Annotated in this window: 25 protein-coding genes; 7 read left to right on the forward strand and 18 right to left on the reverse strand. The window is 66.3% G+C overall.

The window, feature by feature from the left end; all coding sequences use genetic code 11:
• The 3 genes from C492_RS10015 to C492_RS10025 form a co-directional block, all read right to left on the reverse strand.
• Positions 1–1,489, reverse strand: a 1,489-nt coding sequence (locus C492_RS10015) for a thiamine pyrophosphate-requiring protein (protein WP_008423043.1), incomplete at its 3' end; no start/stop codon positions are given.
• A gap of 204 nt (positions 1,490–1,693) precedes the next feature.
• Positions 1,694–2,944, reverse strand: coding sequence for a CaiB/BaiF CoA transferase family protein (locus C492_RS10020; protein ID WP_049892960.1), 1,251 nt, complete (start codon positions 2,942–2,944; stop codon positions 1,694–1,696).
• Between the two features lie 42 nt (positions 2,945–2,986).
• On the reverse strand, positions 2,987–4,219 hold the full coding sequence (locus tag C492_RS10025; protein ID WP_008423047.1) for an MFS transporter: 1,233 nt from the start codon (positions 4,217–4,219) through the stop codon (positions 2,987–2,989).
• A 504-nt stretch (positions 4,220–4,723) separates the two neighbouring features.
• Between C492_RS10025 and C492_RS10030 the strand changes: the two genes are divergently transcribed.
• Positions 4,724–5,491, forward strand: coding sequence for an IclR family transcriptional regulator (locus C492_RS10030; protein ID WP_008423049.1), 768 nt, complete (start codon positions 4,724–4,726; stop codon positions 5,489–5,491).
• Between the two features lie 21 nt (positions 5,492–5,512).
• Here C492_RS10030 and C492_RS24205 read toward each other — a convergent pair whose 3' ends face one another.
• On the reverse strand, positions 5,513–5,674 hold the full coding sequence (locus tag C492_RS24205; protein WP_160166983.1) for a hypothetical protein: 162 nt from the start codon (positions 5,672–5,674) through the stop codon (positions 5,513–5,515).
• A gap of 912 nt (positions 5,675–6,586) precedes the next feature.
• On the reverse strand, positions 6,587–7,201 hold the full coding sequence (locus C492_RS10035; protein ID WP_008423051.1) for a TetR/AcrR family transcriptional regulator: 615 nt from the start codon (positions 7,199–7,201) through the stop codon (positions 6,587–6,589).
• A 102-nt stretch (positions 7,202–7,303) separates the two neighbouring features.
• Between C492_RS10035 and C492_RS10040 the strand changes: the two genes are divergently transcribed.
• A complete protein-coding gene (locus C492_RS10040; protein WP_008423053.1) occupies positions 7,304–8,662 on the forward strand; it encodes an amidohydrolase family protein in 1,359 nt (452 codons plus the stop codon).
• A 24-nt stretch (positions 8,663–8,686) separates the two neighbouring features.
• Entirely contained in the window at positions 8,687–9,577 is an 891-nt protein-coding gene (locus C492_RS10045; protein WP_008423055.1) for a fumarylacetoacetate hydrolase family protein, read from the forward strand.
• A 336-nt stretch (positions 9,578–9,913) separates the two neighbouring features.
• Here C492_RS10045 and C492_RS10055 read toward each other — a convergent pair whose 3' ends face one another.
• Positions 9,914–10,918 (reverse strand): TatD family hydrolase, encoded by a 1,005-nt coding sequence (locus C492_RS10055; protein WP_008423057.1) that lies wholly within the window; start codon positions 10,916–10,918, stop codon positions 9,914–9,916.
• A gap of 123 nt (positions 10,919–11,041) precedes the next feature.
• On the opposite strand from C492_RS10055, the gene C492_RS10060 reads away from it, so the two are divergent.
• Both C492_RS10060 and C492_RS10065 read left to right on the forward strand, forming a co-directional pair.
• Positions 11,042–12,088 carry a WD40/YVTN/BNR-like repeat-containing protein gene (locus C492_RS10060; RefSeq protein ID WP_008423058.1) on the forward strand — a complete coding sequence of 349 codons (1,047 nt, stop codon included), beginning with the start codon at positions 11,042–11,044 and terminating at the stop codon, positions 12,086–12,088.
• Between the two features lie 6 nt (positions 12,089–12,094).
• The gene (locus C492_RS10065; RefSeq protein WP_049892962.1) at positions 12,095–12,481 is read left to right on the forward strand and encodes a DoxX family protein; all 387 of its coding nucleotides are present in this window, start codon (positions 12,095–12,097) and stop codon (positions 12,479–12,481) included.
• 11 nt (positions 12,482–12,492) lie between these two features.
• On the opposite strand, the gene lrp is transcribed toward C492_RS10065, so the two are convergent.
• The 9 genes from lrp to C492_RS10105 all read right to left on the reverse strand — a co-directional run bounded on the left by lrp (position 12,493) and on the right by C492_RS10105 (position 18,921).
• Positions 12,493–12,957 carry an HTH-type transcriptional regulator Lrp gene (gene lrp / locus C492_RS10070; protein ID WP_008423061.1) on the reverse strand — a complete coding sequence of 155 codons (465 nt, stop codon included), beginning with the start codon at positions 12,955–12,957 and terminating at the stop codon, positions 12,493–12,495.
• 351 nt (positions 12,958–13,308) lie between these two features.
• On the reverse strand, positions 13,309–13,572 hold the full coding sequence (locus C492_RS10075) for a DUF2249 domain-containing protein (protein WP_008423063.1): 264 nt from the start codon (positions 13,570–13,572) through the stop codon (positions 13,309–13,311).
• Positions 13,573–13,641: 69 nt separating this feature from the next.
• The gene (locus C492_RS10080; RefSeq protein ID WP_049892963.1) at positions 13,642–15,018 is read right to left on the reverse strand and encodes a heme-copper oxidase family protein; all 1,377 of its coding nucleotides are present in this window, start codon (positions 15,016–15,018) and stop codon (positions 13,642–13,644) included.
• A gap of 123 nt (positions 15,019–15,141) precedes the next feature.
• Positions 15,142–15,375 carry a DUF2249 domain-containing protein gene (locus C492_RS10085; protein ID WP_008423066.1) on the reverse strand — a complete coding sequence of 78 codons (234 nt, stop codon included), beginning with the start codon at positions 15,373–15,375 and terminating at the stop codon, positions 15,142–15,144.
• Between the two features lie 111 nt (positions 15,376–15,486).
• Positions 15,487–15,720 (reverse strand): DUF2249 domain-containing protein, encoded by a 234-nt coding sequence (locus C492_RS10090; RefSeq protein ID WP_008423068.1) that lies wholly within the window; start codon positions 15,718–15,720, stop codon positions 15,487–15,489.
• 183 nt (positions 15,721–15,903) lie between these two features.
• The gene (locus tag C492_RS10095) at positions 15,904–16,419 is read right to left on the reverse strand and encodes a hypothetical protein (RefSeq protein ID WP_008423070.1); all 516 of its coding nucleotides are present in this window, start codon (positions 16,417–16,419) and stop codon (positions 15,904–15,906) included.
• 126 nt (positions 16,420–16,545) lie between these two features.
• Positions 16,546–17,811, reverse strand: a complete 1,266-nt coding sequence (fmdA, locus tag C492_RS10100) for a formamidase (RefSeq protein WP_008423073.1) — start codon at positions 17,809–17,811, stop codon at positions 16,546–16,548.
• A 196-nt stretch (positions 17,812–18,007) separates the two neighbouring features.
• Entirely contained in the window at positions 18,008–18,163 is a 156-nt protein-coding gene (locus C492_RS24585; RefSeq protein ID WP_169333449.1) for a hypothetical protein, read from the reverse strand.
• Positions 18,164–18,246: 83 nt separating this feature from the next.
• Positions 18,247–18,921: a helix-turn-helix domain-containing protein gene (locus tag C492_RS10105; protein WP_008423075.1), complete on the reverse strand. Its 675-nt coding sequence runs from the start codon at positions 18,919–18,921 to the stop codon at positions 18,247–18,249.
• Positions 18,922–19,125: 204 nt separating this feature from the next.
• Here C492_RS10105 and C492_RS10110 point away from each other — a divergent pair, with 204 nt between their 5' ends.
• Together C492_RS10110 and C492_RS10115 are read left to right on the forward strand one after the other, a co-directional pair.
• Entirely contained in the window at positions 19,126–19,716 is a 591-nt protein-coding gene (locus tag C492_RS10110; protein ID WP_008423077.1) for a MaoC family dehydratase, read from the forward strand.
• A gap of 66 nt (positions 19,717–19,782) precedes the next feature.
• Positions 19,783–20,892, forward strand: a complete 1,110-nt coding sequence (locus C492_RS10115; protein ID WP_008423079.1) for a hypothetical protein — start codon at positions 19,783–19,785, stop codon at positions 20,890–20,892.
• A gap of 147 nt (positions 20,893–21,039) precedes the next feature.
• Here C492_RS10115 and C492_RS10120 read toward each other — a convergent pair whose 3' ends face one another.
• The 3 genes from C492_RS10120 to C492_RS10130 form a co-directional block, all read right to left on the reverse strand.
• Positions 21,040–21,993: an ABC transporter permease gene (locus C492_RS10120; RefSeq protein WP_008423080.1), complete on the reverse strand. Its 954-nt coding sequence runs from the start codon at positions 21,991–21,993 to the stop codon at positions 21,040–21,042.
• Positions 21,993–22,934, reverse strand: coding sequence for an ABC transporter ATP-binding protein (locus C492_RS10125; RefSeq protein ID WP_008423081.1), 942 nt, complete (start codon positions 22,932–22,934; stop codon positions 21,993–21,995). Before C492_RS10125 ends, C492_RS10120 begins: the two co-directional genes overlap by 1 nt.
• Positions 22,915–23,733, reverse strand: an 819-nt coding sequence (locus tag C492_RS10130) for a NosD domain-containing protein (RefSeq protein ID WP_193364853.1), incomplete at its 5' end; no start/stop codon positions are given. The genes C492_RS10130 and C492_RS10125, both read right to left, overlap by 20 nt.

Here is a 23,733-nt window from a genome sequence, read left to right on the forward strand (position 1 = left end):
CCTCGACGCGCTCGCCGTAACCGCCCAGCGCCTCGCCGACGTCGGCGAAGTCCCCGGAGAAGGGGGTATCGTAGGAGGCCATCTCGTAGTTGTTCAGGTGGATCGTCAGGATCGGGATCTCCTCGCGGGCGGCCGTCTCGAAGTCCAGCCCGGTCATTCCGATCGCGCCGTCGCCCATGAGGTTGATGCAGTGCTTGTCGGGGTGAAGCAGCTTCGCACCCATCGCGAGCCCGAGCCCGTACCCCAGCTGGGTCGTCTTCCCCCAGCCGATGTACGACAGGGGCTCGGTCGACTCCCAGAACGGCGCCAGGAAGTCCCGCGGGTTGCCGGCGTCGTGGGTGATGATCGTATCTTCGGCCTCGAGGACGTTCGTGAGTTCGTGGATCACGCGGTAGGGGTTGATCGGCGTCTCCCCCGATGTGAGCTTCGGCCGCCACTCCTCGAGCCACCCCTCGCGTGCGTCCTCGATCTCGCCGACGACGTCGTCGAACCGACCGCGGGAGTCGTCGACCTGCGCGTCGATCGAACCGACCAGCGCGTCGAGGGTCAGCTTGGCGTCGCCGACCAGCGAGTAGTCGGACTCGACGTCCTTGTCGATGTCCGTCGAGTCGAGCGTCGAGTGAACGATCGTCGGTCCGTCGGGAACGGTGAGCCCGTAGGCGGTCTCGGTGAAGCTACAGCCGACGCCGAAGAGCACGTCGGTCTCGCGCATGAAGTGGGCGAGTTGGCCCGGTTCGCTCTTGCTGGCGGCGCCCAGCGACAGCGGGTGGTCCTCCGGGAACGCGCTCTTGCCGTTGAGGCTGGTCGCGACGGGTGCCTCGAGCGTCTCGGCAAGCTCTCGCAGCTCGTCCCACGCCTCGGCGTAGTGGACGCCCTGCCCGGCGAAGATGACGGGGTTCTCGGCCTCGAGCAGGACGTCCGCGACCTCCTCGACGCCGTTCGGATCCGGGCCAGTTCGGTTCGACGACGTCGGGTGATACTCGAACTCCTCGGAGAGATCCGTGTAGAAGACGTCCTTGGGCACTTCGACGACGGCCGGACGAGGGCGACCGTTTCGGGCCGCGCTGAACGCGCGACGCATCGTCTCGCCGACGGCGTCGGGTTTCGTCAGCTGTTCGCAGGACTTGCTCACGTGCTGGTAGTTGACCAGCGAGTTGAACTTGGGGTCGACGTCGGTCTTGGCCTCGTCGTAGCCGGCCGGAATCGCGACGATCGGCGCGGACTCGCCGTAGGCCTGCGCGACGCCGCCGAACGAGTTCTCCGTTCCGGGTCCGTGCTGGCACGCGAACGCGCCGACGCGGTCGCCCGAACTCAGCCGTCCCACGGCGTCGGCCATGTGGACGGCGGTCCGTTCCTGTCTGGTGATGATGGTTCGAATCCCTTCCTCCTCGGCCGCACCGGTGTCGAAAAGCGGGTTGCTCGGGAATCCGAACAGGTACTCTACTCCTTCCTCTTTCAGGGTGCGCGCGATCGCTTGATTGACGTCCATAGTGGTTGCTCCGGCGAAGGCTACCTACTCCTACTTCCGACCACTATCATAAACCCTTCGACGCCTACAGCCGTTTTCGGCCGTATGCGGGGCTATCGCCGCGGTCCTTCGGGCTTCCGCTCTCGACGTAGCGGGGTCAGGCGCCCCGGTTCGGTTCGACGGTGTGACCGCTCCCGAGAGGCGGTCGCTCCCCCCTCGCTCGGTCTATCCGGATAGCACGCCCTTCTCGCGGAGTTCCTCGATCTCCTGCTCCGAGTACCCGAGCGCCTCGACGACCGCCTCGGTGTCCTCGCCCAGCATGGGCGGCGCCTCGTCAAACCCGCTCTCGGATTCCGAGAAGTTCAGCGGGTGCTCGAGGATCGGGATCTCACCGGCAGCGGGGTGGGTGAGGGTGTCGACTGCGCCCCGCGCCTCGACCTGTTCGTTGTCCAGCGCCTCGCCGACGCCGTAGACGGGCCCCACGGGAAGGTCCGCATCCTCGGCGAGGCGTTCGACCCACTCGTCGGTGGTGCGTTCGGCGAACGTTTCGGCGAGTTCATCCTCGAGGGCGTCCATGTTCTCGACCCGATCGGCGTTGGATTCGAACCGGGGATCGGTGGCGAGTTCCTCGCGGCCGATCTCCGCACAGAGCTGTTCCCACAGTTTCTGGTTCCCGCAGGCGACGTTCAGGTAGCCGTCGGCGGTCGGGTAGCTCTGGTAGGGTGCGAGGACGGGATCCTTCGTTCCCATCCGACCCGGCTCTTCGCCGACGAACGCCTTCGCGGCCTGTTTGGTCAGCCAGGGCAGCGCCGCGTCGAGCATTCCGAGTTCGACGCGCTCGCCCTCGCCGGTTCGTTCGCGCCGGTAGAGCGCGTTGACGATCCCGAACGCGGACCACATCGCGGTGATCAGGTCCGTCTGCGGGAGCCCGACCTTGACGGGCTCGCCGTCCTCGGGGCCGGTGACGCTCATCATGCCGCTCATCCCCTGGATCAGCAGGTCGTAGCCGGGACGGGTGCTCCAGGGACCGGAGTCACCGAACGCGGAGATCGAACAGTAGACGAGCCCGGGGTGGTCCTCGGCCAGCTCCTCGTACCCGAGTCCGAGCCGTTCGGCCGTGCCCGGTCTGAAGTTCTCGACGACGACGTCGGCCTCGTCGATCAGCTCCCGACAGATCTCGTACCCCTCCTCGGACTTGAGGTCGAGTTCGACGCTTTGCTTGTCGTAGTTGACCGTCCAGAAGTACGGCGATTCGCCGTGTTCGGACGCCGCCCGTCCTTCCTCCTCGTAGTCGGTGACGTCGACGAACGGCGGTCCGGAGTGACGACTGTCGTCGCCGACGGTCGGTCGCTCTATCTTGATCACCTCTGCGCCCTGGTTCGCAAGCATCAACGTCGCGAACCCGCCCGTCACGAACGTCGTCAGATCGACGACGGTAATACCGTCGAGAATTCCACCGACAGCTCTAGCTACCATACAGCAAGCATGCGAGATTACGGTATTAAATCTTGTTGTTAGTTACTCATTCTCACTGTGCAGTACAAGTAACGCCGCGACGATCCCGGCGCCGACCAGCGCGAGTGCGCCCAGCGTGGCTAGCAGGACGGTCTCGCTCGAGTAGGTGAGCAACGAACCGGCGAGCGCGGCCCCCGCCGCGCCGAAGCCGAACATCCCGAGGTAGGCGTAGCCGTAGGAGAGGCCGTGGACGTCGGCGGCCGCGTACTCCGCGATCACCACCTGATAGATCGGCGCGGTCGCGTAGAGGAAAAAGCCGATGGCGGCACAGACCAGCAGGAACGGCGCGAGTCCCCAGTCAACCGAGGGAATAAAGGTGAACGCGAGGATCCCGAGGACGGTCAGCGACGAGAGGAACGCGTACTCCGTCCGGACGTGATCCGTGATCCGTCCGCCGGCGTACTGGCCGAGGATCCCGACCATCAGTATCCCCGTGTAGACGTACTGGGCCGGCTCGGCCTCCCGTCCGAAGATCTCGTAGGTCTCGAACCGGGGGAGACCGCCGATCATGTCGGGCAGGAAGGTGAGGAGTCCCCGGTAGTAGACTCCGTAGATCATGACCGCGGCGAACGTAAGCAGAAACCCCGCGGTGAGAAGGAGCCGCGAGTCGTCGACGATCGACTCGAGTTCCATCGACGACCGCTCGTCGTTCGAGCCGTCCCCGCCGTCGGCGGCGGCCGCGACGCCTTCGTCGAACTCGATCAGCGATCCGAACGCGACGACGGCGACGGCCGGAATCGTAAGGACGACGACGACCAGCCGCCAGTCGAGAACGAGCAGCAACGACGCGGTCAGCAGCGGACCGAACGCGGTTCCGATGTTGCCGCCGACGCCGTGGTAGGCAAACACCGTCCCGCGGTTTTTCGCGCCGCGGCTGATCAGCGACAGCCCGGCGGGGTGGTAGACGCTCGCGGCGATGCCCCAGGCAACGATCGCCGCCATCAACACGTAGACGTTCGGCGCGAGCGCGAGCAGGAAGAACCCCCCGCCCATGCCGACGATCGACGCGACGATCAGTCGACGCGAGCCGTACGTATCCGAGAGCAGACCGCTCGGAATCGCACCGACGCCGATGAGTCCGTAGCCGACGCTGACGACGAGTCCGAGGACGAACGCCGACACCTCGAACGCGTCGAGCCAGATGACGATGAAGATCGGGATGCTCAGCTCGTAAGTGTGAAAGATCCCGTGTGCGAGCATCGTAAACCCCGTAATCGATCGATCGTTCTCATCCACGGCTGCCCACCACTATCGTTCGGCGCACGGAGATTCCTGGCATGTTACAACGAACCGTTCCGATATCACTTAACCGGTTCCCTACCGGAGCAGCCGTCGACGTCGCTTCGCTCCCGAATATTCGGATAGTCTCGAGACCTCCTCTCGACCACGAGCTATGGATTTCACGGGCCGACGCGGAAGGAGTAGCTCCTCGGATAGACCCGAATATTCGGGATCGCAATGTAGATCAGTTGAAGGAGGTGATTTCGGTGCCCCGATTTGAGAACACGTGACGGTATCCACGTCGACACGATCGGTTTACAAAAGTACTTTTGTAATAAAAGGGCTGTAGGATGATAGCGTGAACCAATGATGTACTGAATTATGGAGGATCGGCCGGATACGCTGTGCGTTTCGCGTGCAACCCGTCCCGGATCCTCGGATCGGGGGCTGGAGCACCGACGCCGACCGTCCCTGGAGAGAACACCATCATTTATGATCTCTCGATACACAGCACCTCTCATGGCAAACAAACCCAAAACGGGGGCGCGAACGACCGAAACGTCGTTGGCGATCGTCGACGCGATTCGCGAACTACGCGGGGGAACGATCGACGAGATTTCCGAGCATCTGGGACTGTCGCCGAGCACCGTTCATCGACACCTCGTTACCCTCCGCGAGCACAACTACGTCGTTCAGTCGGACGGAACCTATCGAATCGGACTCCAGTTTCTCACCGTCGGCGGGCACGCACAGCGGACGATGACTGCGTACCCGATGATCAAAGAGAAGGTCGACGTGCTGGCGGCCGAGACCGGGGAGCGCGCGCAGTTTATCGTCGAGGAGGCCGGCGAACGGGTCTACCTCTATACCGAGGTCGGACAGAGCGCGGTGCAGACGGGTGCGCACATCGGCCGGCGGGGTCCGCTCCACACGAGCGCCGCCGGCAAATCGATCCTCGCGAACACGTCTCCCGAACGGGTCGACGAGATCGTCGCCACCCACGGCCTCCACGGCGTGAGCGAGAACACGATCACGACGCGTGCCGAACTCGAGGAGGAGTGCGAACGGATCCGCGAGCGCGGGTACGCCTTCAATCGGCAGGAGACGACCGAGGGAGTTCACGCGGTCGGCGCGGCGGTGACGAACTCGGCCGGCGAGGTGATCGGCGCGCTGAGCGTCTCCGGGCCCGCACACCGCGTCAAGGGCGAGCAGCTTACGGAGGAACTGCCGGAGCGGGTGCTCAGCGCCGTCAACGAACTCGAACTCTACATCGAACACTCGATCTGAGGCGAATTGCCCGCCGCGCTCTTACCATCGCTCCGAGTCAGCCCCCACGAGCCCCGACGACTCGATACCGTCGCGAGCGTCGAGGGCCACTCGATCGCCCGCCTCGAGTTCCCTCTCGAGCCGCACGATGATGCTCGTAACCCCGTCGAACGAGACGAGGCCGAGTCGGTCCGGGGCCGTCACCGTTGGAGGGAGGGGAACGCCTGTCGGTTCTACGACGACCCCGTACTGAAACGTTTTCGTCCACTCTGAAAACGGGATATATACGAAACTCATCATTATTCTACCAGAGTAGAATTGTGTATTGTACGAAATACTAGTGCTTGGATAGCGACGGTCGATACTGAAACGCGTCCCCTGAAACGGCCGATCGAGCGGTCCGTCACTACGTCCAAGAATCGGTTACTGGGCCCGATAGTCGGAATCCTCGAAAACCGTTTCCGACGAATCCTGTGTAAGATGGAGCATCCAATCGTCCTCGATGGCGACGCTCATCTCCTACGATAGTGGTCGAGAACGGAATACTCACAAGTCAAATACGGACAGGTATCGAACTACGATCATTTCTAAACGAGGGGTTAGCGTTCCGCGGATTCGCCGCTCGATCCTCTCGGCTCGCTCTCGCAGCCGTCGACGGTCGCGGTAGCGCGTAGGCTGTGTCGTGGATCCGCCGCCGGGTCGAAGTCGCTTCGGATAACGGTACGAGCCGAGGGCGGTCCGATCGACCACGCCACGGCTGCGGCCGACGACGCCGGATTGTTCGGTCGGGGCGAGACGCGAGCGCTCGACGACCGTCGGAATTCCGTTACCTGCGCCGTCGACCGTCTCGCCGCCGGAACTACGGTCGTCGTTCTCCGCGAGTGGGACGCCGAGGTCGTCGACCAGTTAGACGCCGACCTCGAGACGCTCCCGGAGAGTACCGACGGGAGTGCGCTGTTCGACGCGACGGTCATACGGCGGCACATCGTCGAACTCGAGCGCCGACCGACCGTGAACGAGAGCGCCGGGAGCGTCCACAGGACCGGTTCGATCGGCTCTCGAAGCGACTCCGCGAGGAGTAGCGAACGGACTCGTTCGGACGGGAACGACGCGTCCTCAGCCGTCGGTACGCAGCGAATCGAGGACGAACTCGTCGATGGCTCGGCGAGTCTCCTCGGGGGCGTCCTCGTGCCCGAGCGCGATCCGACGGCCGCGCGCGGCGTGGATCAGGTCCGTGATGAGCTGGCCCATTCGCTCGGCGTCGACCTCGCGGAAGGTGCCGCGCTCGATTCCCGCCTCGATCACCTCGACGATGCTTCCTCGAATGCGGGCGTAGTGCTCGTTGAACACCTCCCGGTGGCGGTCGTCGTTTTGCGCATACGCGTACAGCTCGTGGTAGACTCGCATCCGATCCCAGTGGGTAAACTCCTCGAACTCCGGGCCGAACAGGCACTGATCGATCCGCGCGTCGAGTTCCGTCCGGGGATCCGCGTCGGCCGCCACTTCGACGCTGCCCTCGTACTGCTCGATGACGTACTCCAGAAACGACGACAGCAGGTCGTACTTGCCGTCGTAGTGGTAGTGGATCACCTGTCGGGTCAACTCCATCTCTTCGCCGATGTGGCGCATCCTGAGGTCTTTGTACCCGTGCTCGCTCAGCGCACGGAACGTCGCCTCCATGATCACCTCCTGGGTGTCCTTGTCGGAGGCGCTCCCGTCGGACTCGCTCATACGTTCTCTCCGTTCGAACGATATATAGTTCGATTGCTCCGGCGATCGGGAGTTTACCGGACGGTAAACTTTTGTCCCCGCGGTCAGTCTGTCAGGCCGCGCATGACACAGACACACATCCAGGGCGGTACCGTCGTCTCGCTCGACCCCGAAATCGGCGAGCTGGACGAAGCCGACGTGCTGATCGAGGACGGCGAGATCGTCGAGATCGGGCGCGGGCTGAGCGCGTCGAACGCCGAGGAGATCGACGCGAGCGACCACATCGTCCTGCCGGGGTTCGTCGACTCGCACATTCACCTCGCACAGACCCAGGTACGTGGTATCGCCGGGAACTGGTCGCTCATGGGAGAGTACTTCGATCACATGCTCGGCAACATCACCGGACTCTACCGACCCGAGGACATGTACCTCGGCGGCCTCTTCGGCGCACTGGAGAAGCTCTACACGGGGACGACCACGGCCCTGGACTGGTCGTACCCCAACTCGCTCGAGCACGCCGAACGGGCCGTCGACGCGCTCCAGGACGCCGGACTGCGCGCGGTGTACACATACGGGCCGCCGGGTGACGACGCGGCGACGTGGTGGTTCGACAGCGACGTCGGCCTCCCCGAGGGGCAGATCCGCGAGTTCTACGGCGAGCGGATCAGCGACGACGACCTGCTCAGCCTCGGGCTCGGACTCCGGGGGCCGGACTTCTGTACCGACGAGACCGCCCGTGGCGATCTGGAACTGGCCCGCGAACTCGACGCCGTCGCCACGCTCCACATGGGCGCCGCGTGTTGGCCCTCGTCGGTCTACGGCGACGACTACCAGGGGTTCGGTGCGATCGAGGATATGCTCGGTCCGGACGTCAACGTCGCCCACGGGAACCACTTCTCTCAGGAAGACGTCGACCACGCCGTCGAGCAGGGGGTCTCGTTCTCGGCGACGCCCGAAGTCGAGATGCAGATGGGCCACGGCATCCCCGTCACCGGAAAGGTCCTCGAGGCCGGCGGCCGACCGGCGTGGGGCGTCGACGTCTGCTCGGACATCAGCGGCGACATGGCGACGCAGATGCGAATCGGCCTGCAGGTCCAGCGAATGTTCGAGAACCAGGCGATCCTCGAGGGCGATTCGGCGGTCACCGAGGTACAGACCACCGCGCGGGACACCCTCGAGATGGCCACCATCGAAGGGGCGCGGGCGCTGGGCATGGAGGACGAGATCGGCTCGCTCACGCCCGGCAAGCGCGCGGACATCGTCATGATCCGTACGGACGACTTCATGACTGCCCCGTGTCACGACCCGATCCAGACCGTCGTCTTCCAGTCGGATCCGTCCCACATCGACACCGTGCTCGTCGACGGCGAACCGGTCAAGCGCGACGGCGAGCTGCGCAACCCCCTCGTCGAGGAAGAGTTCGACCGCTTCGTCGCCTCCGGCGAACGGCTGCTCGACGAGGCCGGGCTCGACCTCGAGTAACTATCCTCCACGAATCCACTCACGATGCGACTCGGACAATACGCGACGACGGACGGAGAACAGCCCTGGTGTGGTGCCAGAACCGACGACGAAACGGTCGTCAACCTCGCCGAGGCGGGCGCCGCCGCCGGCGTCGACCTGCCTCGCTCGAGCACCGAGCTGCTGGCCGGCTGGGGGTGGCGACGGAAGGCCGAACTGGCCGTCGAGCACGCCGAGGAGACGGGAACCGGAGTCTACGACCTCGACGACGTCGATCGGCTCGCACCGGTACACGATCCGCAGAAGGTGGTCTGTGTCGGGCTCAACTACCGGGACCACGCCGAGGAGGGTGACAACCCGATTCCCGACGAACCCGTCCTCTTCTCGAAGTTCCCGACGACCGTGACCGGACCCGGGAACACGATCAGCTGGGATCCCGAACTCACCGAGAAGGTCGACTACGAGGCCGAACTCGTCGTCGTCATCGGCGAGGAAGCGCGCCGCGTCGACGAGGGGGAGGCCCTCGAGCACGTCGCGGGCTATCTCGTCGGCAACGACGTCTCGGCGCGGGACCTCCAGCACGGCGACGGCCAGTGGGTTCGCGGCAAGAGCCTCGACGGCTTCGCCCCGATCGGACCGGAGCTCGTCACCGCGGACGAGGTCGACGACCCCCACGACCTCGAGATTTGGGCCGAGGTCAACGGTGATCGACTGCAGGAGTCGACGACCGCGAACCTCGTCTTCGGCGTCGACGAACTGGTGTCGTTCTGCAGCCGGGCGTTCACGCTGCAACCGGGCGATCTCATCTTCACGGGCACGCCGCCGGGCGTCGGCGTCTACCGAGAGCCGCCCGTGCTGCTCGAGGACGGCGACGAGGTGACGATCGGCGTTGAAGGGCTCGGTGAACTCACCAATAGCTGCGCGTTCGATACCTAACCCAGAACCCACGCGCGCTCGGGTGGGCTTTTCGGTTCCCTGCCGATACGCTTTCCATTCCGGCTGGACTAGCGAACGCATGGCCGTAAGAGAAAGCCTCCTGAGTGGTTTCGTCGCGTGTGTAGTCGCGACCGCCGTCGCCAGTGTGGTCGGCGGAACGAAACTCGGGATGCGAATCGGCCTTCTGACCGGGGCGGCAGTGGCCTTGAGCACTTGGGTGTCCAGTTACCTGAGTGCGGTGGGACGTGCAGGCGAGGCGGCCGCCTCGTGATCGGACAAGCGCGTGAAGCGGAGGCGTGACCGACATCTCGTCCGTCACCGCTAAAAAGCCTACAACTACTGCCCGATATCGAACACCTCGCGCGGATTCTCGAGCACCACCCGCCGAATCGCCTCCTCGTCGATCCCGTAGCGATAGAGCTCGAGGATGGCCCGCTTCAACGCGAAGGGATCGGTCCGGAGCACGTTCGCACAGTCGGTGTCGACCATGATCCGCTCGGGGCCGAACTCGTCGATCGCGTCCGCAACGTCTGCCGCGTCGACGCCGATCAGCCACGAGTGTCCGATGGTGTAGCTCAGGTAGCAGTCGGTCTCCTCCATGAGATACGCTGTATTGTTCCCGTCCGCGTGGGAGGCGACGACCTGCTCCTCGTCGAGGCCCGCGTCCCGAGCCGCCTCGACGTCGATCTTCACCGCCTCGAGCGCCGGGTTCTCGGCGTCGATCACCGGCTCCTGGCCCAGGCCGGGGTTCTTCTCGTAGCCCGGCGTTCCGATTCCCTCTCGGTACGACCGATCCGAGTCGCTCGAGGTGTTCGGCGTGTGGAGGAGCACCGGCAGCTCGTGGTCGGCCGCGAGCTCCATCTGGGCCTGGACGATCGCGCGCTGCTCGTCGAGGTCCCAGCTACTGACGTGCTGGGTGGGGGTGACGCCAGTTTCGCCGATCGCGACGACCTCCTCGAGCGCGCAGTAGTCGGCCATCGCCTCGAGGGCCTTGTCGGGATCCTCGATGCGAACGCCCGTGTGGATCCCCAGCCCGAGGTTGGCCTCGAAGAAGTGGTTTCGCTCGATCGCTGCGCGGCGGTTGAGCGCGTCGTCCCACAGGTACCGGACGTCCTCGGCTCTGACGGGCTTGTAGGGCGTCCAGTGGTACCCCGAGGCGACCATCACCATCGCCTCACACCCCGAGAGGGCGTACCGCTCGCGATCCGTCCACGAGAGGGTGTGCGCGTGGTTGTGGACGTCGATCCAGGGGAGGTTCAGGAGGTCCGTTGGTACGTCGGGGGAGCGTTCGTCGAGGTGCGCTGCATCGGTCGGTCGTTTCGTCGGGTGTGTCGGTGACATGTGCATCTCCTTCGTCGCGGGCGAGCCTGGCGTGATCGTGACGAGTTCGCTATCGTCGGCGAATACACGTAGTGTTTTACAGAGTGGTAAAACTTTATTATGTGACAAAGTAACATAACCCATATGGTGCTGCTGATCGGGACGGACGACGGCCTGTACCGGGTCGGCGGGATTCCGTTCGAACGGGACGAGGCGGAACGGGTCCTCGACTGCGGGGTGGTAACGGCGGTCCGTTCGTGGGACCACGCCGACGGCGCGTTCGTCGCGTCGTCGACCGGGGCGTACCGCTCGAGAGACGGCGGCCGAACCTGGGAGGACCTCGAGGTCCCCCTCGGCGACCGCTTCTGGCACGCCGGCCGGAGCGAGGTGTGGTCGATCCTCGCGACTGCCGACGGGGCGCTGTACGCCGGCACGAACGACCCGTACATTTACCGCTCGATCGACGACGGCGAGACGTGGTCGGAGCTGAAGGGCTTCCGAGAACTCCCCTCGCGCGGCCACTGGGAGTCGCCGATCGATCCCCACTACGCACGACTGCGCGCCCTCGAGGCCGTCCCCGGTCGACCGGAGCGACTCGTCGCGGGCGTCGAAGCAGGGGGGATCCATCTGAGCACGGACGGCGGCCAGACCTGGCTCGATCGCCGGGATACGATCGTCGACGACGTCCACCAGATTCTGCCGATCTCGGCGGACGTCTGGCTCGCGACGACGGGGTATCTCGATCACGACCTCGAGAACCTCGGGCTCGGCCACGCGGTCGGCGTCGGCGGCCTCTACCGGACGACCGACGCCGGGGACTCCTGGACCCGACTCGACACCGGGAACGATTTCTCCTACATCAGGCGGGTGTTCGTCCACGACGGACGGGTGTTCTTCTGTGGCGGCGAGGAGGCGCCGCCGGCGTGGGTCGACGACGAACACGAGGCGGCGCTGTTCGAATCGACGAACTTCGGACGGGACTTCGAACGCGTTTCCTACCCCGGCGAACCCCACGAGATCGTCGAGACGTGGGCCGTGTACGACGGCGACGTGATCTGTGGCTCCGGGCTCTTCGACGTCCCCGACCAACGCGACGACGTCGAGGGCAGGCTCATGCGGCGAAACGAGGACGGGACGTACTCCACCGTCGGCCGGATCGACGCGAACGTCAGCCGAATCGAGGTCGTCTGAGAGCGCATGACCGACACATCTACCCCGCCGTCCAGACCGGGTCGCCTGCTGTACGGTGCGACACTCGTGTACATGGCCGTCGACGGCTTTCGAAACAACGAGAAACGCGTCGAGATATCCCGCGAGAAGGGGGTTCCCGCACCGGAACTGCTCGTCCCGTTCGTCACCGGACTGTTGTTCGTCGCCAACCTGGGGATCGTTTTCTGGAAGTTCCCGCGCGCGTCGGCTGGTGCCGTGATCGTCTTCTTCCTCGGAACGACGCCGCAGATCCACGACTTCTGGACGATGGAAGGCGAGGAGCGGCAGGCGAACAAGATCCACTTCTGCAAGAACGTCGCCCTGCTCGGCGGCGCGCTCGTTCTTCTCGACGAGGCTGCACAGCAAACGGACTGACCGGTCGTCGATCAGTCGTCGACGTCGGTCTCGAGTTCGAACTGCTCGTTCTCGGCGACGGCGTTGAGCGCGATGCTGGTGTTGGACTGGTTGATGGCCGGATCGGTGATCAGCGACTTGATCTGATCGTTCATGTCGTCGGTGTCCTCGAACTTGCCGATCGCGATCACGTCGTAGTCGCCCGTCACCTCGTAGACAGAGACCATCTGGGGGTGCTCGCGCAAGGTCTCCGTGATCTCGGCGAGCGCATCCCCCTCGACTTTGAGCTGCATTACCGCGGTGACGTCGTAGCCGACGGCGCCGTAGTCGACGATCGGTGTGTACCCCTGGATGACGCCCTCCTCCTCGAGGTCCGAGAGGCGGTTCGAGACGGTCGTGACGGAGACGTCGAGATCCTCGGCGAGGCTCCGGAGGCTCGCGCGGCCGTCCCCGAGCAACGCGTTCACCAGTTCTTCGTTCAGGTATTCGTAGGTCATTACGTGACGTCACTCAGACTCCGTACTAGAATCTTACGAATGTCTTATTGTAACGGGAATATCCGATCCGAAATTGGACGAATACGGATACACCTCGACCGCCGTACTCCGACAGTCCCGGGAACGAAATCGGTGATTTCGTCGCGTCACCGCTCGATCGAACGGACCGACGAACTCGTACGGGCTCGCTGGCGATCCTGGGTATGAAACGTTCCTATCTAACCCATCTAAGATACAGATGTAAGACTGATAGCTTTGAGCCTCATCTAAGAAATTCCCCCGCGGACGCCCCGCCTTTTCGAGCGAAGATCCGGATCCGACGAGGGACGTACGTTTCTCTCCGCGGGACCGTCACCCGCGCCAGACGACCGTGACGACCTCCTCGTCGGTTTCGACCGTCTCGTAGGCGTACCCTCTGTCCTCGAGTTTCGGGTACAGAAACTGGGGCGCGCGGTCGTTCCGCTGGACGAGGACGGTCTCGTCGGGGAGTTCGGCCAACCGTTCGAGCGTCCGCCGGAGCGGATCGGGCGGTCCCAGCGAGCGAACGTCGAGCACCGTTCGACGGCGGTCGGTCGGGGCGTCGGTTCGAGCGACGACCGATCGGTGGCTCGTCATGTCCGATCGTTGGAGCTCGTCGGGCCTCTATTCCGCCCCGAACGAGTTCGGGCCCCTCGCGGGGCGTGCTCAGCTCCGGTCGCGATCGGGTTCGGGCGCGTCGGCTCCTTCCGCGACCGTCGGTTCCGTGGGGTCGAGGCGAGGACGGAGAACGTACCCCAGTCCGTTCGGATCGTGCCGGTGAACCGTCAACAGCATGTTCGACACGAACAGACAGAACCCGACGCCGAGCGCCGTGGCCGACGCGGCGACGACCGGCGTCGCCAATCCGAGGAACTCGCCGACGACCAGCCCCGCGGCGCCGAGACCCGTCGCCGCGAGGTCGGCGCGCTCGAGCCGGCGGCTGTAGAGGTCGTCGATCATCGGCACCGGCTCGAGTCCGACGCGGTCGCTGTAGCGTTCGATCCAGATAATAAAGGGAACCACGTGGTAGAGGGTCCCGACGACGACGAATCCGAAGACCCCGAACACGAGAAGGGCGGTCGCGTCAGGGTAGCCCAACACCCGCCCCGGTCCGATCGGATCGAGCAACCACGCGGGCGCCGCGAGCCCGATCCAGGCGAACAGCGCGGCGGCGACGATCCAGTAGCGGTCGGTCATCGGGCTGGCGTCGGTCGACGAGGCGGCCAGCCGACGGACAAGCACGAGCGCGACCGCGAGGAGCCCGACGAGGACGCCGACGGCGCCGACGGTCGCGACCGTCGTCGACCCGGCGCCGCGTCCGAGCGCCAACAGGATCAGCCCGACCGGAAACGTCGCCTGCTCGAGGCCCTCGAGGCCGCGGTAGAGCGGGTCGGTCCCGGTCTGTGTGAACATCGTCCCGAGCTGTGCGATCGCGCCGACGACGGTCGCGGTCACCGCGCCGAATACCGCCAGGGTGACGTGGGCTCCGCGCACGTCGCCGCGATCGAGCGCAACCGGCTCGAGGACGGGGAGCGCGAAATCAAGCGCGAGGACGAATCCGAGCGCCGCGAGCGCCGCGAACGACGCGAGCGCCACGGCGAAGTGTCGCTCGGTGAAATCGAACGGGCGCGCCCGCAGCAGCGTTCGCCCGACGTTGTAGACGAACAGCCAGATCCCCGCGAGCATGAGCGCGGCGAAGACGGGCAGCAACTCCAGCGCGAGGGCCAGCAGCGAGGCGACGAGTCCGACGAGCCCGACCGCAACGAGCCACAGCTGCACCGTCGCGAGCCGTCGCGAGTGGATCTCGACGCCCGACCAGACGGGGACGAACTGGGTCATCGCGCCCATGATGGTCAGGCAGATCCAGCCCACGAGCAGGAGGTGGGCGTACGCCGGCGACCCCAGCCCCGGCAGCGCCGCGAGACTCGACAGGACGCCGCCGACGGCGCCCGCGACCAGAAACCCCAGCGCGACGACGAAGTACTGGAACGGGATCGCCATCGGCGGTCCGCGATCCGTTCGAACGCCATCGGGTACGTTCATACTCGAACCGAGGATCGCCACGACCCTCGAGTTGGCTCCGAACACGTTCGCCCGTTGGCCGTCGCCGGCGAGCTCGAGACCGTCGATCGGAACGCGGTCGCGCCGACGAGCACCGAACCCGGATCAGTCCGCGCGCTTCGGGAACGTCGCGACGAACTTCTCGTCGGCGACGCGCTCGACGCTGTAGCCGTCGGGATCGAACGCCTCGACCTCGGCCTGGAACTCGTAAAAGAGGGGCTTCGGCTCGTGGTCGTTGACGATCGTCAGCTCCTCGCCGGGTTCCAGCTCCGCGAAGGCGTCGTGGATGGTCGGATGCCTGTTCACGGGCGGGATCTCGCGGACGTCGAGTCGTGTCATGCGACTCGAGGTAGTTGTCGCGTCGGTATGCAGATTGGGACGAACACGTTCGCCGTCAGTGGCGACAGTGCGGCCGTCGATCCCGGGGAACGTCCTCGTCGGAGCGGTCGGCTACTCGAGGGAGTCGGCGATCAGCACCTCGAAGAGTCCGTCGCCCGTTCGTTCGGGATCGTACTCGAACCCCCGCTCCTCGAGGACCTCGTAGAGCGGGCGCGGCTCGAACGGCGCGATCAGCCGGAGCCGTTCGCCGTCCTCGAGGTCGGTCAGCGCGGTCGAGATCTCGTCGAACGGCGGGCCGTCGACCTCGCGGACGTCGAGGACCCGTTCGCCGTCGGTTCGGGACATGACCGACCGTTCGGCCTGGCCCCGGTTGGACGTTCGGCCGAACCGGTTCGGTCGGCGACGCGTCGTCCCCGTCGAGGGCCTCGATCTCCGGCCGGAGTTTTCGGAACGACTCGTCGTCGGCGCGGTACTGCCCGAGACGCGGGCGCCGACCCGCTGGATCGATTCGGTACCGCTGGCCGAGAGCTACTGCGGGTGCTCGGGCTCGAACTCGACGGTCCTGGTCTCGCGGAACCGCCGTTCGGCCGCCTCGAGCGCGTCGTTGATCGATCCCGTCTGGTTGTGGGACGGGCGGACGCGAACGCGAATCAGATCGTACTCGCGGTCGCCGTCGCGATCGTTCCACGCCCGGAACGCGCCCTTCAGGAGCGCGTCGGCCTGCGGACAGAACTCGGTCGTGGGCGTGAACTCGGCCCGCAGGACGCCGTCGTCCTCGAGCGCGTACCGAAACCCGGCGTCGGGATGGCGCCGATCGAGGTTCAGCTTCGCGAGGTTGTACCCGAAGGTGGCGTCGTAGACGCCCCGCTCCTCGAACAGTTCCCGCGCGCACTCGTGGACGGCGACGTGGTCCTCGTCCTCGAGCACGCGATAGTCCTCGAGGAACGGCCCCGGCTCGGGAACGTTCGCCGGAACGAACTCGTCCCATCCGTCGTACTGGTCCTCGTTCGCGCCGCCGGAGCGGAAACCTGAGAGGGGATTCATCTCGGTTTCCGGTACGGTCGCCTCGTCCGTCTACGTCCCGTCGAACATGTTCCCGCGTCGGCTTGCGGACGGCCGTCCCGGGATCGACTTCGCTCCGCAGGGAGACGTCGGGTCGGGCCGTCGATCTCAGAGCGGGTCGTCCGTGACGACGTCCCGGCTGCGGTCCTCGACGCTGCCCAGCGAGTCGGGTGTGATGTCGAACTCGAAGGCCTCGTTCGGGAGCGACAGCGTCGCGCAGACGTTCGGCACGTCGACGATGCCGCTGATCCGTCCCTCGACGGGGACGGTGCTCAACAGCATGTAGGCCTGCTCGCGGCTGTAGCCGAAGTTCGCGAGGTAGTCGATGGCTTCGAGGGCGGCCCGGCGGTAGGCGACGTGGGCGTCCATGTACCGCTGTTCGCCGTCCTCGGTGACCGAGTACCCCTCGAAGGTGACCCAGTCGGAGAAGTCGGGTCCGCGGTGGCCCGGCTGAAAGATCGGGTGGTCGACGCTGTGTTTCTCCATTCCGTCCTTGACGACGTCGACCCGGAGGTCGGCGTAGCCGGCCATCTCGATCCCGCCGCAAAAGGAGATCTCGCCGTCGCCCTGCGAGGCGTGCATGTCGCCCATCGAGAGCTTCGCGCCCTCGACGTAGACCGGGAAGTAGATCGTCGTCCCCAGCGAGAGGTCCTTGATGTCGCAGTTGCCGCCGTTCTCCCGTCCGGGAACGGTCCGAGCGCCCTCCGCCGCGGCCTCCTCGGCCTCGTCGGGGTCCATCTCGCCCATCAGCGCGGCCTCCTCGGTGGGCGGGTTTGCCACCGGCGGCTCCGACTCCCCCGTGGGGTGGTTCCGGATCGACTCCGGATCGTCCATGTGCCTGTCGATCAGCTCTCCCTCGCGGCTGTTCCATTCCTCGAGCAGTTCGCGGGAGGGCGCGGTACCGATCAGTCCCGGGTGGATCTTCCCCTCGTACCTGACGTCGGGGACGTGCCGGGAGGAGACGACGGTTCCCTCGACGTCCCAGACCGTCTTCGCGGCGTCCGGGAAGTGATCGGTCAGGAACCCGCCGCCGTTTTGCTGGGAGAAGATTCCGTTGAACCCCCACTCCATGTCCCGAAGCGGGCCGAGGTCCAGCAGGTCGACCCTGAGGAGGTCCCCCGGTTCGGCGCCCTCGACCTCGACCGGGCCGCTGAGGTAGTGCACCTGCTCGAGTTCGACGTCCCGGACGTCGTTGGGATCGTCGTCGTTGCCGATCTGCCCGCCTGTCCAGTCGAGCATCTCGAGCCGGAAGGTTTCGCCCGGTTCCACCGAAACCGTCGCCGGGATGTCCGGGTGCCACCGGTTGTGGGGCGTCGGGCCCGGCTGGTCGTCCGGATCGCTGCTCGTGTCGACTTCGAATCGTGTTTCTGGCATCGTCGTCCACCCGTTGGTCAGTGCCAACGACCACCACGACCACGGTGCGCGCTATAAAGCTGTCTGCGCCCGTCGGAGCGAGTCCCGCCTACCGCAACCTCGAGCTCGGCGAGTCGCCCGGGTCTCGAGTGGGCGACGACTCGCTGTCCTCGCCGGCGCTCGAGTGCGCTCGAAAACGACGGCTGCTGCGAGAACGTCACCCGGGAAGTTCGGCGTTCATCGGCTCGGGGAGGGTCACGATCGTGTGTCCCGTCTCGGTGAAGTGCTCGAGGGTCTCGCGGGCCCGTTCGTCGCTCCGGCTGGATTCCGGTCCGCGAATCGTCCAGTCGCAGTTCAGACAGCGCTTTTGCATCGTTCGCGGAAAACGGGGCTATCGACGTTACTCCTCGGGTTCCCTTTGCAAGCTCGACGACCGTCCTCGAACCGACGCGGCCGTCAGTCCGAGAGCGTCGGGGAGCGAGCCGAATCGGCCTCCTCGGTCGTCACGTCGAGTTCCGCGGTGACCAGCGATCGGTACGCGCGACGCAGGCGCTCGGAGAGCGCCTGGTGGGAGATATCGAGTTCCTCGGCGAGTTCCTGCATCGACACCCGTCGCGGAATCTCGAAGTAGCCGTGATCGATCGCGGCGACCAGCGTCTCGTACTGGTTCTCCGTGAGCCCCGTTTGCGATCGAGCGCCCCCGGTCGTATCGAACAGGCGGATGATGGTCGGCTCGAGCTCGCGGTCCTCGAACCGATCGTAGATCGAGCTCGCGTCGCTGCGGTCCTCGACGCGGATGTCGAGCACCCAGGACCCGTTCGGTGCGGACGCCTCGAGGATCGTCCCGCCCTCCTCGAGGACCAGTTCGAAGACGTCGATCGTCTCCGGAGCGAACTCGACGTTGTACAGCCACTTCCCCTCGGCTCCATCGATCAGGGCGTAGTCGTCGATCGCCGAGGCGGCGGCGATCCCGGCTTCGATCTCCGCCTTCGGGGCGCCCGAGAGCCAGAGATCGCGCCCGCTCGAGGCGATGGTCGCCTCCGCTTCGCACGTCAGCGACGGAACCGCGTCGACCAGTTCGGCGAGTCCGGTTCCCTCGCCCGAAATCTCGAGGTTGACGATCGAGGTCATGAGTTCGCTTCTACCGACACGCCACATCGGTATAGATTCGGCCCCAAAACCTTCTGGCTCTCAAATCTTGAATTTTCGAATTTCGTACGTGTTATCGCCGCAACCGCGACGCGACCTCGTCCCCCGTGGCGGAGCGGGAAACACCGTCGAAGCTCCCGCCGGCAGGATCAAGTTCGCCCTCGAGGAACCGTCCGGGACGACACGATGACCGAAGACACCGACGGTGCAGTCGACGGGCGGGAGGAACCGGAGCGACGCGTGGTCGCCGGCTGGCACGGCCGCTACTACGAGGACTTCCGGGTCAGCGACGTCTACAAACACCCGTTCGGCCGAACCGTCACCGAAACCGACAACGTCTGGTTCACGAACGTGACGATGAACCTCAACCCGATGCACTTCAACGAGGCCTACGCCGCCGAGACCGAGTTCGACGAGCGCCTCGTCGACGGCACGTTCGTCATCGCCCTCGCGGTCGGGATGAGCGTGATCGACGTCTCGGTGAACGCGACCGCCAACCTCGGCTACGATCGGGTTCGCCACCACGCCCCCGTCTACCACGGCGACACGATCTACGCGGAGAGCGAGGTCCTCGAGAAACGCGAGAGCGACTCCCGTGACCACGTCGGGATCGTCACGACCGAGCTCCGGGCGTACAATCAGGACGGAACGAAGGTGCTCTCGCTCGAGCGGACGCCGATGGTGTTGAAACGCGAACACGCCGACCCCTCGCCCGAGCAGCCGCCCGGCTGGCCGGCGGGCGTCGGCACCCCGTCCGAGGGATCTGAGCGACGGTGACGACGTGGTAGGGAGTCTGAGAGTCGTTTCGATACTGTTATTCCGCCGTTGAATAGATACTCGCGTATGCGACGACGGACGATACTCGGGAGCGCCGGGACGACGCTCTCGATCGCGCTGGCCGGCTGCGGCGATTCGGGGTCCGACGACGAGGGGGAGTCCGAAACGAACGGCAGCGACGGTGCCGCGGGCGGCGGCCGGTCGGAGGACGCGAACGAATCGGACGACGAACAGCTGCGAGAAGACGAGTCCGTCGACGGCGAGGTGGACGTCTCCGCCGCCGCGGGCGAGTTCCTCTCGGCCGAGCGCCACACCTTCACCCGGGCCGACGACTCCCCGGACGACCGCTGTCAGGTCCACGTCGAACTCGAGAACGCCGGCGACTCGGAACGCGCCCTCGACGCCGCCGCGCGGATCTACGACGAGGGCGGCACCGAGCTCTCGAGTACGCGCTACGCCGACGAGCCCGGACCGGAGCCGGGAGAGACCGCCGTCTACTCCTTCGCGCTTACGAACTGCGCGGACACCGCCGCCTACGAGATCGAGGTCGACGAGAGCGGCGGGCTCGGGGGCTCGGACGCGCTGCTGATCGACGACTTCGAGGGGTACGACGGCGGCGACCTCTACCGGTCGTGGACGCTCGACGGAACCGGCGACGCCGCCGTCGTCTCGGAGGCGGCCCTGCACCCGGACTCGAGCCGGGGGCTTCGACAGGAGGGCGACTCGAACGTGCGGTCGTTCCCGGGGCAGGGGCTTTCGAACTACCCCGAGGACGGAAGCGAGGTATCGGTCCTCGTGCGGCCGAACTCGAACACCTTCCAGCCCTGGATCCTCTTCGGGATGGAGGAGGACGTCTGGTCGACGGAGACGCCCGGCTGGCGGCTCATCATCGATCCCAACGGGGGGATACGGATCGCCCGCGAGACGGGCGACGGGGCCGAGATCCTCGCGAAGGACTCGACGCTGCCGAGCCTCGTCGGCGAGACCGTCGACTGTCGGTTCGTCGCCGACAGCGACGCGGGAGTCGAGTTCTGGATCCAGGATCTCGAGGGCGCGACGCTGGGCGGGGTGACCACGAGCGAGACGGCCGGCATCGACGGCGAGATGAGCATCGGCTTCCGCTCGGCGCAGGGCGTCGACTGGGACTGGCCGCGGCTCGTCGGCGACGACAGCTGAACCCGTCGGGGGAACGCCCCGCGGACGGGGTGACACGCGTCGGCGCCGCCCGGCGGAGACGGTCGAAACGGAGCAACCGATCGCGCCGTCTCCAGCGATCGCCGTCCGGAGCGCTGCGGCGCGATCGAACCGCCTCCGGAAGACGGGTCAAACGCGCCGTCTCCGAACCGCGATCGCCGCGAGCGCGATCGGGACGACGATCCAGGCGATCAACGCCCCGATCAGGATCGGGCTCGAGACGCCGGTTTCGGCGAGGACGGCGGCGAAGCCGGCGTCGCCGGCGGCGCCAAGCGAGCCGAGAACGAGCGCTCGGAAGATCCCGGTCGGGTTCGCCATCAACAGGACCGAGACGGCGGTCTCGGAGAGATCGAACGCGGCGATCACGCCGAGTCCGAGCAGGTCGTGAACGAGGACGAACCACGCCCAGGCGAGCAGCGCCGTTCCGAGAGCGTGCGTCTTCTCGCTGGCGACGGTCGAGACGAGGACGCCGATCGCCAGAAACGCGAGGGCCAGTCCGACCGCGGCCAGCAGGAAGGCGACGTAGGTGCCAAATCCCGCGAATCCGAACTCCCACAGCAGGAAGCCGCCGGCGATCCCGAACCCGATAACCGCCGCACTCGCGAGCACGACCGCCCGGCCGACCGCGGCGCCGACGACGATCCACGAGCGGTCGATCGGGAGCGAAAACAGCGTCTGGAGCCAGCCGCTTTCCTCCCGGCCGACGATAACGTCGTAACCGAACGCCAGCGCGAGCAGCGGGACGAGATACACCGCGAGGGCGGCCAGACTCGCGACGGTCCGCTCGAACCCCTCGGGGCCGACGCTCGCCCCGCTGAACGTCGTCAGCCCGAGCGCGAACGCGGCGAAGATCGCGGCGAGCGCGACGGCCCACCGGCCTCGAACCGCGAGTCGGTACTCGGTTTCGGCGACGACGAACAGCTGTCGGTACCAGCTCCCCGAGCGCCCGCCGTCGACGGCGGTCGGGCGTCGCGTCGACGACTCTCGAGCGTTCGCGGCCGTTTCGTACCCGCCGTCCGACCGCAGCGCCGGCTCCGTTCGCGCGGCCGGAGCCGCGGCTTCCGGTTCGGACCCGTCGGACATCACGCGTCCACCTCCGTTTCGGCCGCGGGTTCGTCTCCAGCGGCCGTCTCCGTCGCGAGGGCCTTCCGGAACGCCGCCTCGAGCCCGGGTTCGCGGACCTCGAAGCGATCGATCGTCTCGGAGTCGATCGCCGAGAGGAGATCGAACGCGGCGTCGCGCTCGCAGGTCACCTCGATCGCGTTCGTCGTCTCGACGACCTCGCCCCACCCCTGAACGGCGTCGAGGAGTCGGGCGGGGTCGTCGGCCGACTGCAGGACGACGGTGACGGTCTCGCCCGCCGCTCGCAGTTCGTCGACGTCGCCGACGGTCCGGAGCTCGCCGTCTTCGAGGACGGCGACGGTGTCACAGAGCCGCTCGACCTCGCTCAGGACGTGCGAGGAGAGGACGACGGTCGCGTCGGTCTCGCGGTCGATCCGCTCGACGATCTCGTGGAACGTGGCGACGCCGCGGGGATCGAGCCCCGCGGTCGGCTCGTCGAGGACGAGCACGGGCGGCTCGGCCAGCAGCGCCGACGCGAGCCCGAGGCGCCGTTCCATCCCGTTGGAGTACCCCTCCACGGCCCGGTCGGCCGCGTCGGCCAGCCCGACCGTCTCGAGGGCGTCGTCGATGCGGGCCTCGCGGTCTGCGAGCCCGCGGATGCGGGCGTGGACCGACAGGACCTCGCGACCGGTCATCGACGACGGAAAGCCGGCGTGTTCGGGCAGGAAAGCGACGCGCTCGCGGACGCGGTGGCCCGCCCGCTCGACGTCGAGCCCGCCGACCTCGATTCGCCCCGCGTCGGGCTCGTGGTGCCCGACCAGCAGCTCGAAGAGGGTCGTCTTTCCCGCGCCGTTCGTCCCGAGGACGCCGAACGTCGACCCGGACGGGATCTCGAAGGATGGCCCGTCCAGGGCGACGACGTCGCCGTAGCGTTTGCGTACGTCAGTGATCGTGATCTTCATAGTATGTCCTCCATTCGTCGTGCGGCGGTTCGGCGAGCGGGCGGTGGTCGACGATCCCGGGGGATTCGACGACCGGGAACGAGCTCTCGGCCATCCGAACCGCGTCGAAGGCCGGGCTCTCGGCGAAGACGGCCGCTCCCGGCCGCTCGTGGACCAGTCGCTCGACCGTCCCCGCGGGCTGGTGGCGGATCTCGCCGACGCCGTCGTCGTCGAGATCGGTCGTCCGCGCGTCGGCCCAGTAGTTCCCCCGGTCGGTTCCGTTCCAGTGGGCCTGGGAGGTCGTCTCGGCGAACGCGGCCTCGCCGTTCGCGACGAAGCTGTTGCCCGCCACGACGGCGTTGGTGCTGCCGGCGGTCACGTGGACGCCGACGTCGTTCTCGAGCACGAGGTTGTCGACGAGGCGGTTGTCCTGCGCGTTGTAGACGTACAGACCGTTCTCGTTGCCGACGACCTCGTTGCCGACGATCTCGCTGTCCTCGACGTCCTTCAGCAGGATCCCGTGGCCGCTCGTGCCGTCGTTGTTCACCGCGACGTTGTCCTCGAGGGTCAGCCCGGTCGAGACCATCAACGCGAAGCCGACGTCGTTGTCGAAGGCCGTGTTGTTCTCGAGGCGGTTGTCGTCCGAGTACATGTAGTGGACGCCGTAGCGCATCTCCCACATCGCGTTCCCCTCGGCGTGGACGCCCTCGGCCCACTGGTAGTAGATGCCGTCGCGGACGGTCGTGATCGCGTTGTCTCGGAGCTCGGCGTCGCTCGCTTCCCAGAGGCTGTCTCTTATACACATCTCTGATGGCGCGAG

It is taken from the genome of Natronococcus jeotgali DSM 18795, assembly GCF_000337695.1.
Classification (GTDB): domain Archaea; phylum Halobacteriota; class Halobacteria; order Halobacteriales; family Natrialbaceae; genus Natronococcus; species Natronococcus jeotgali.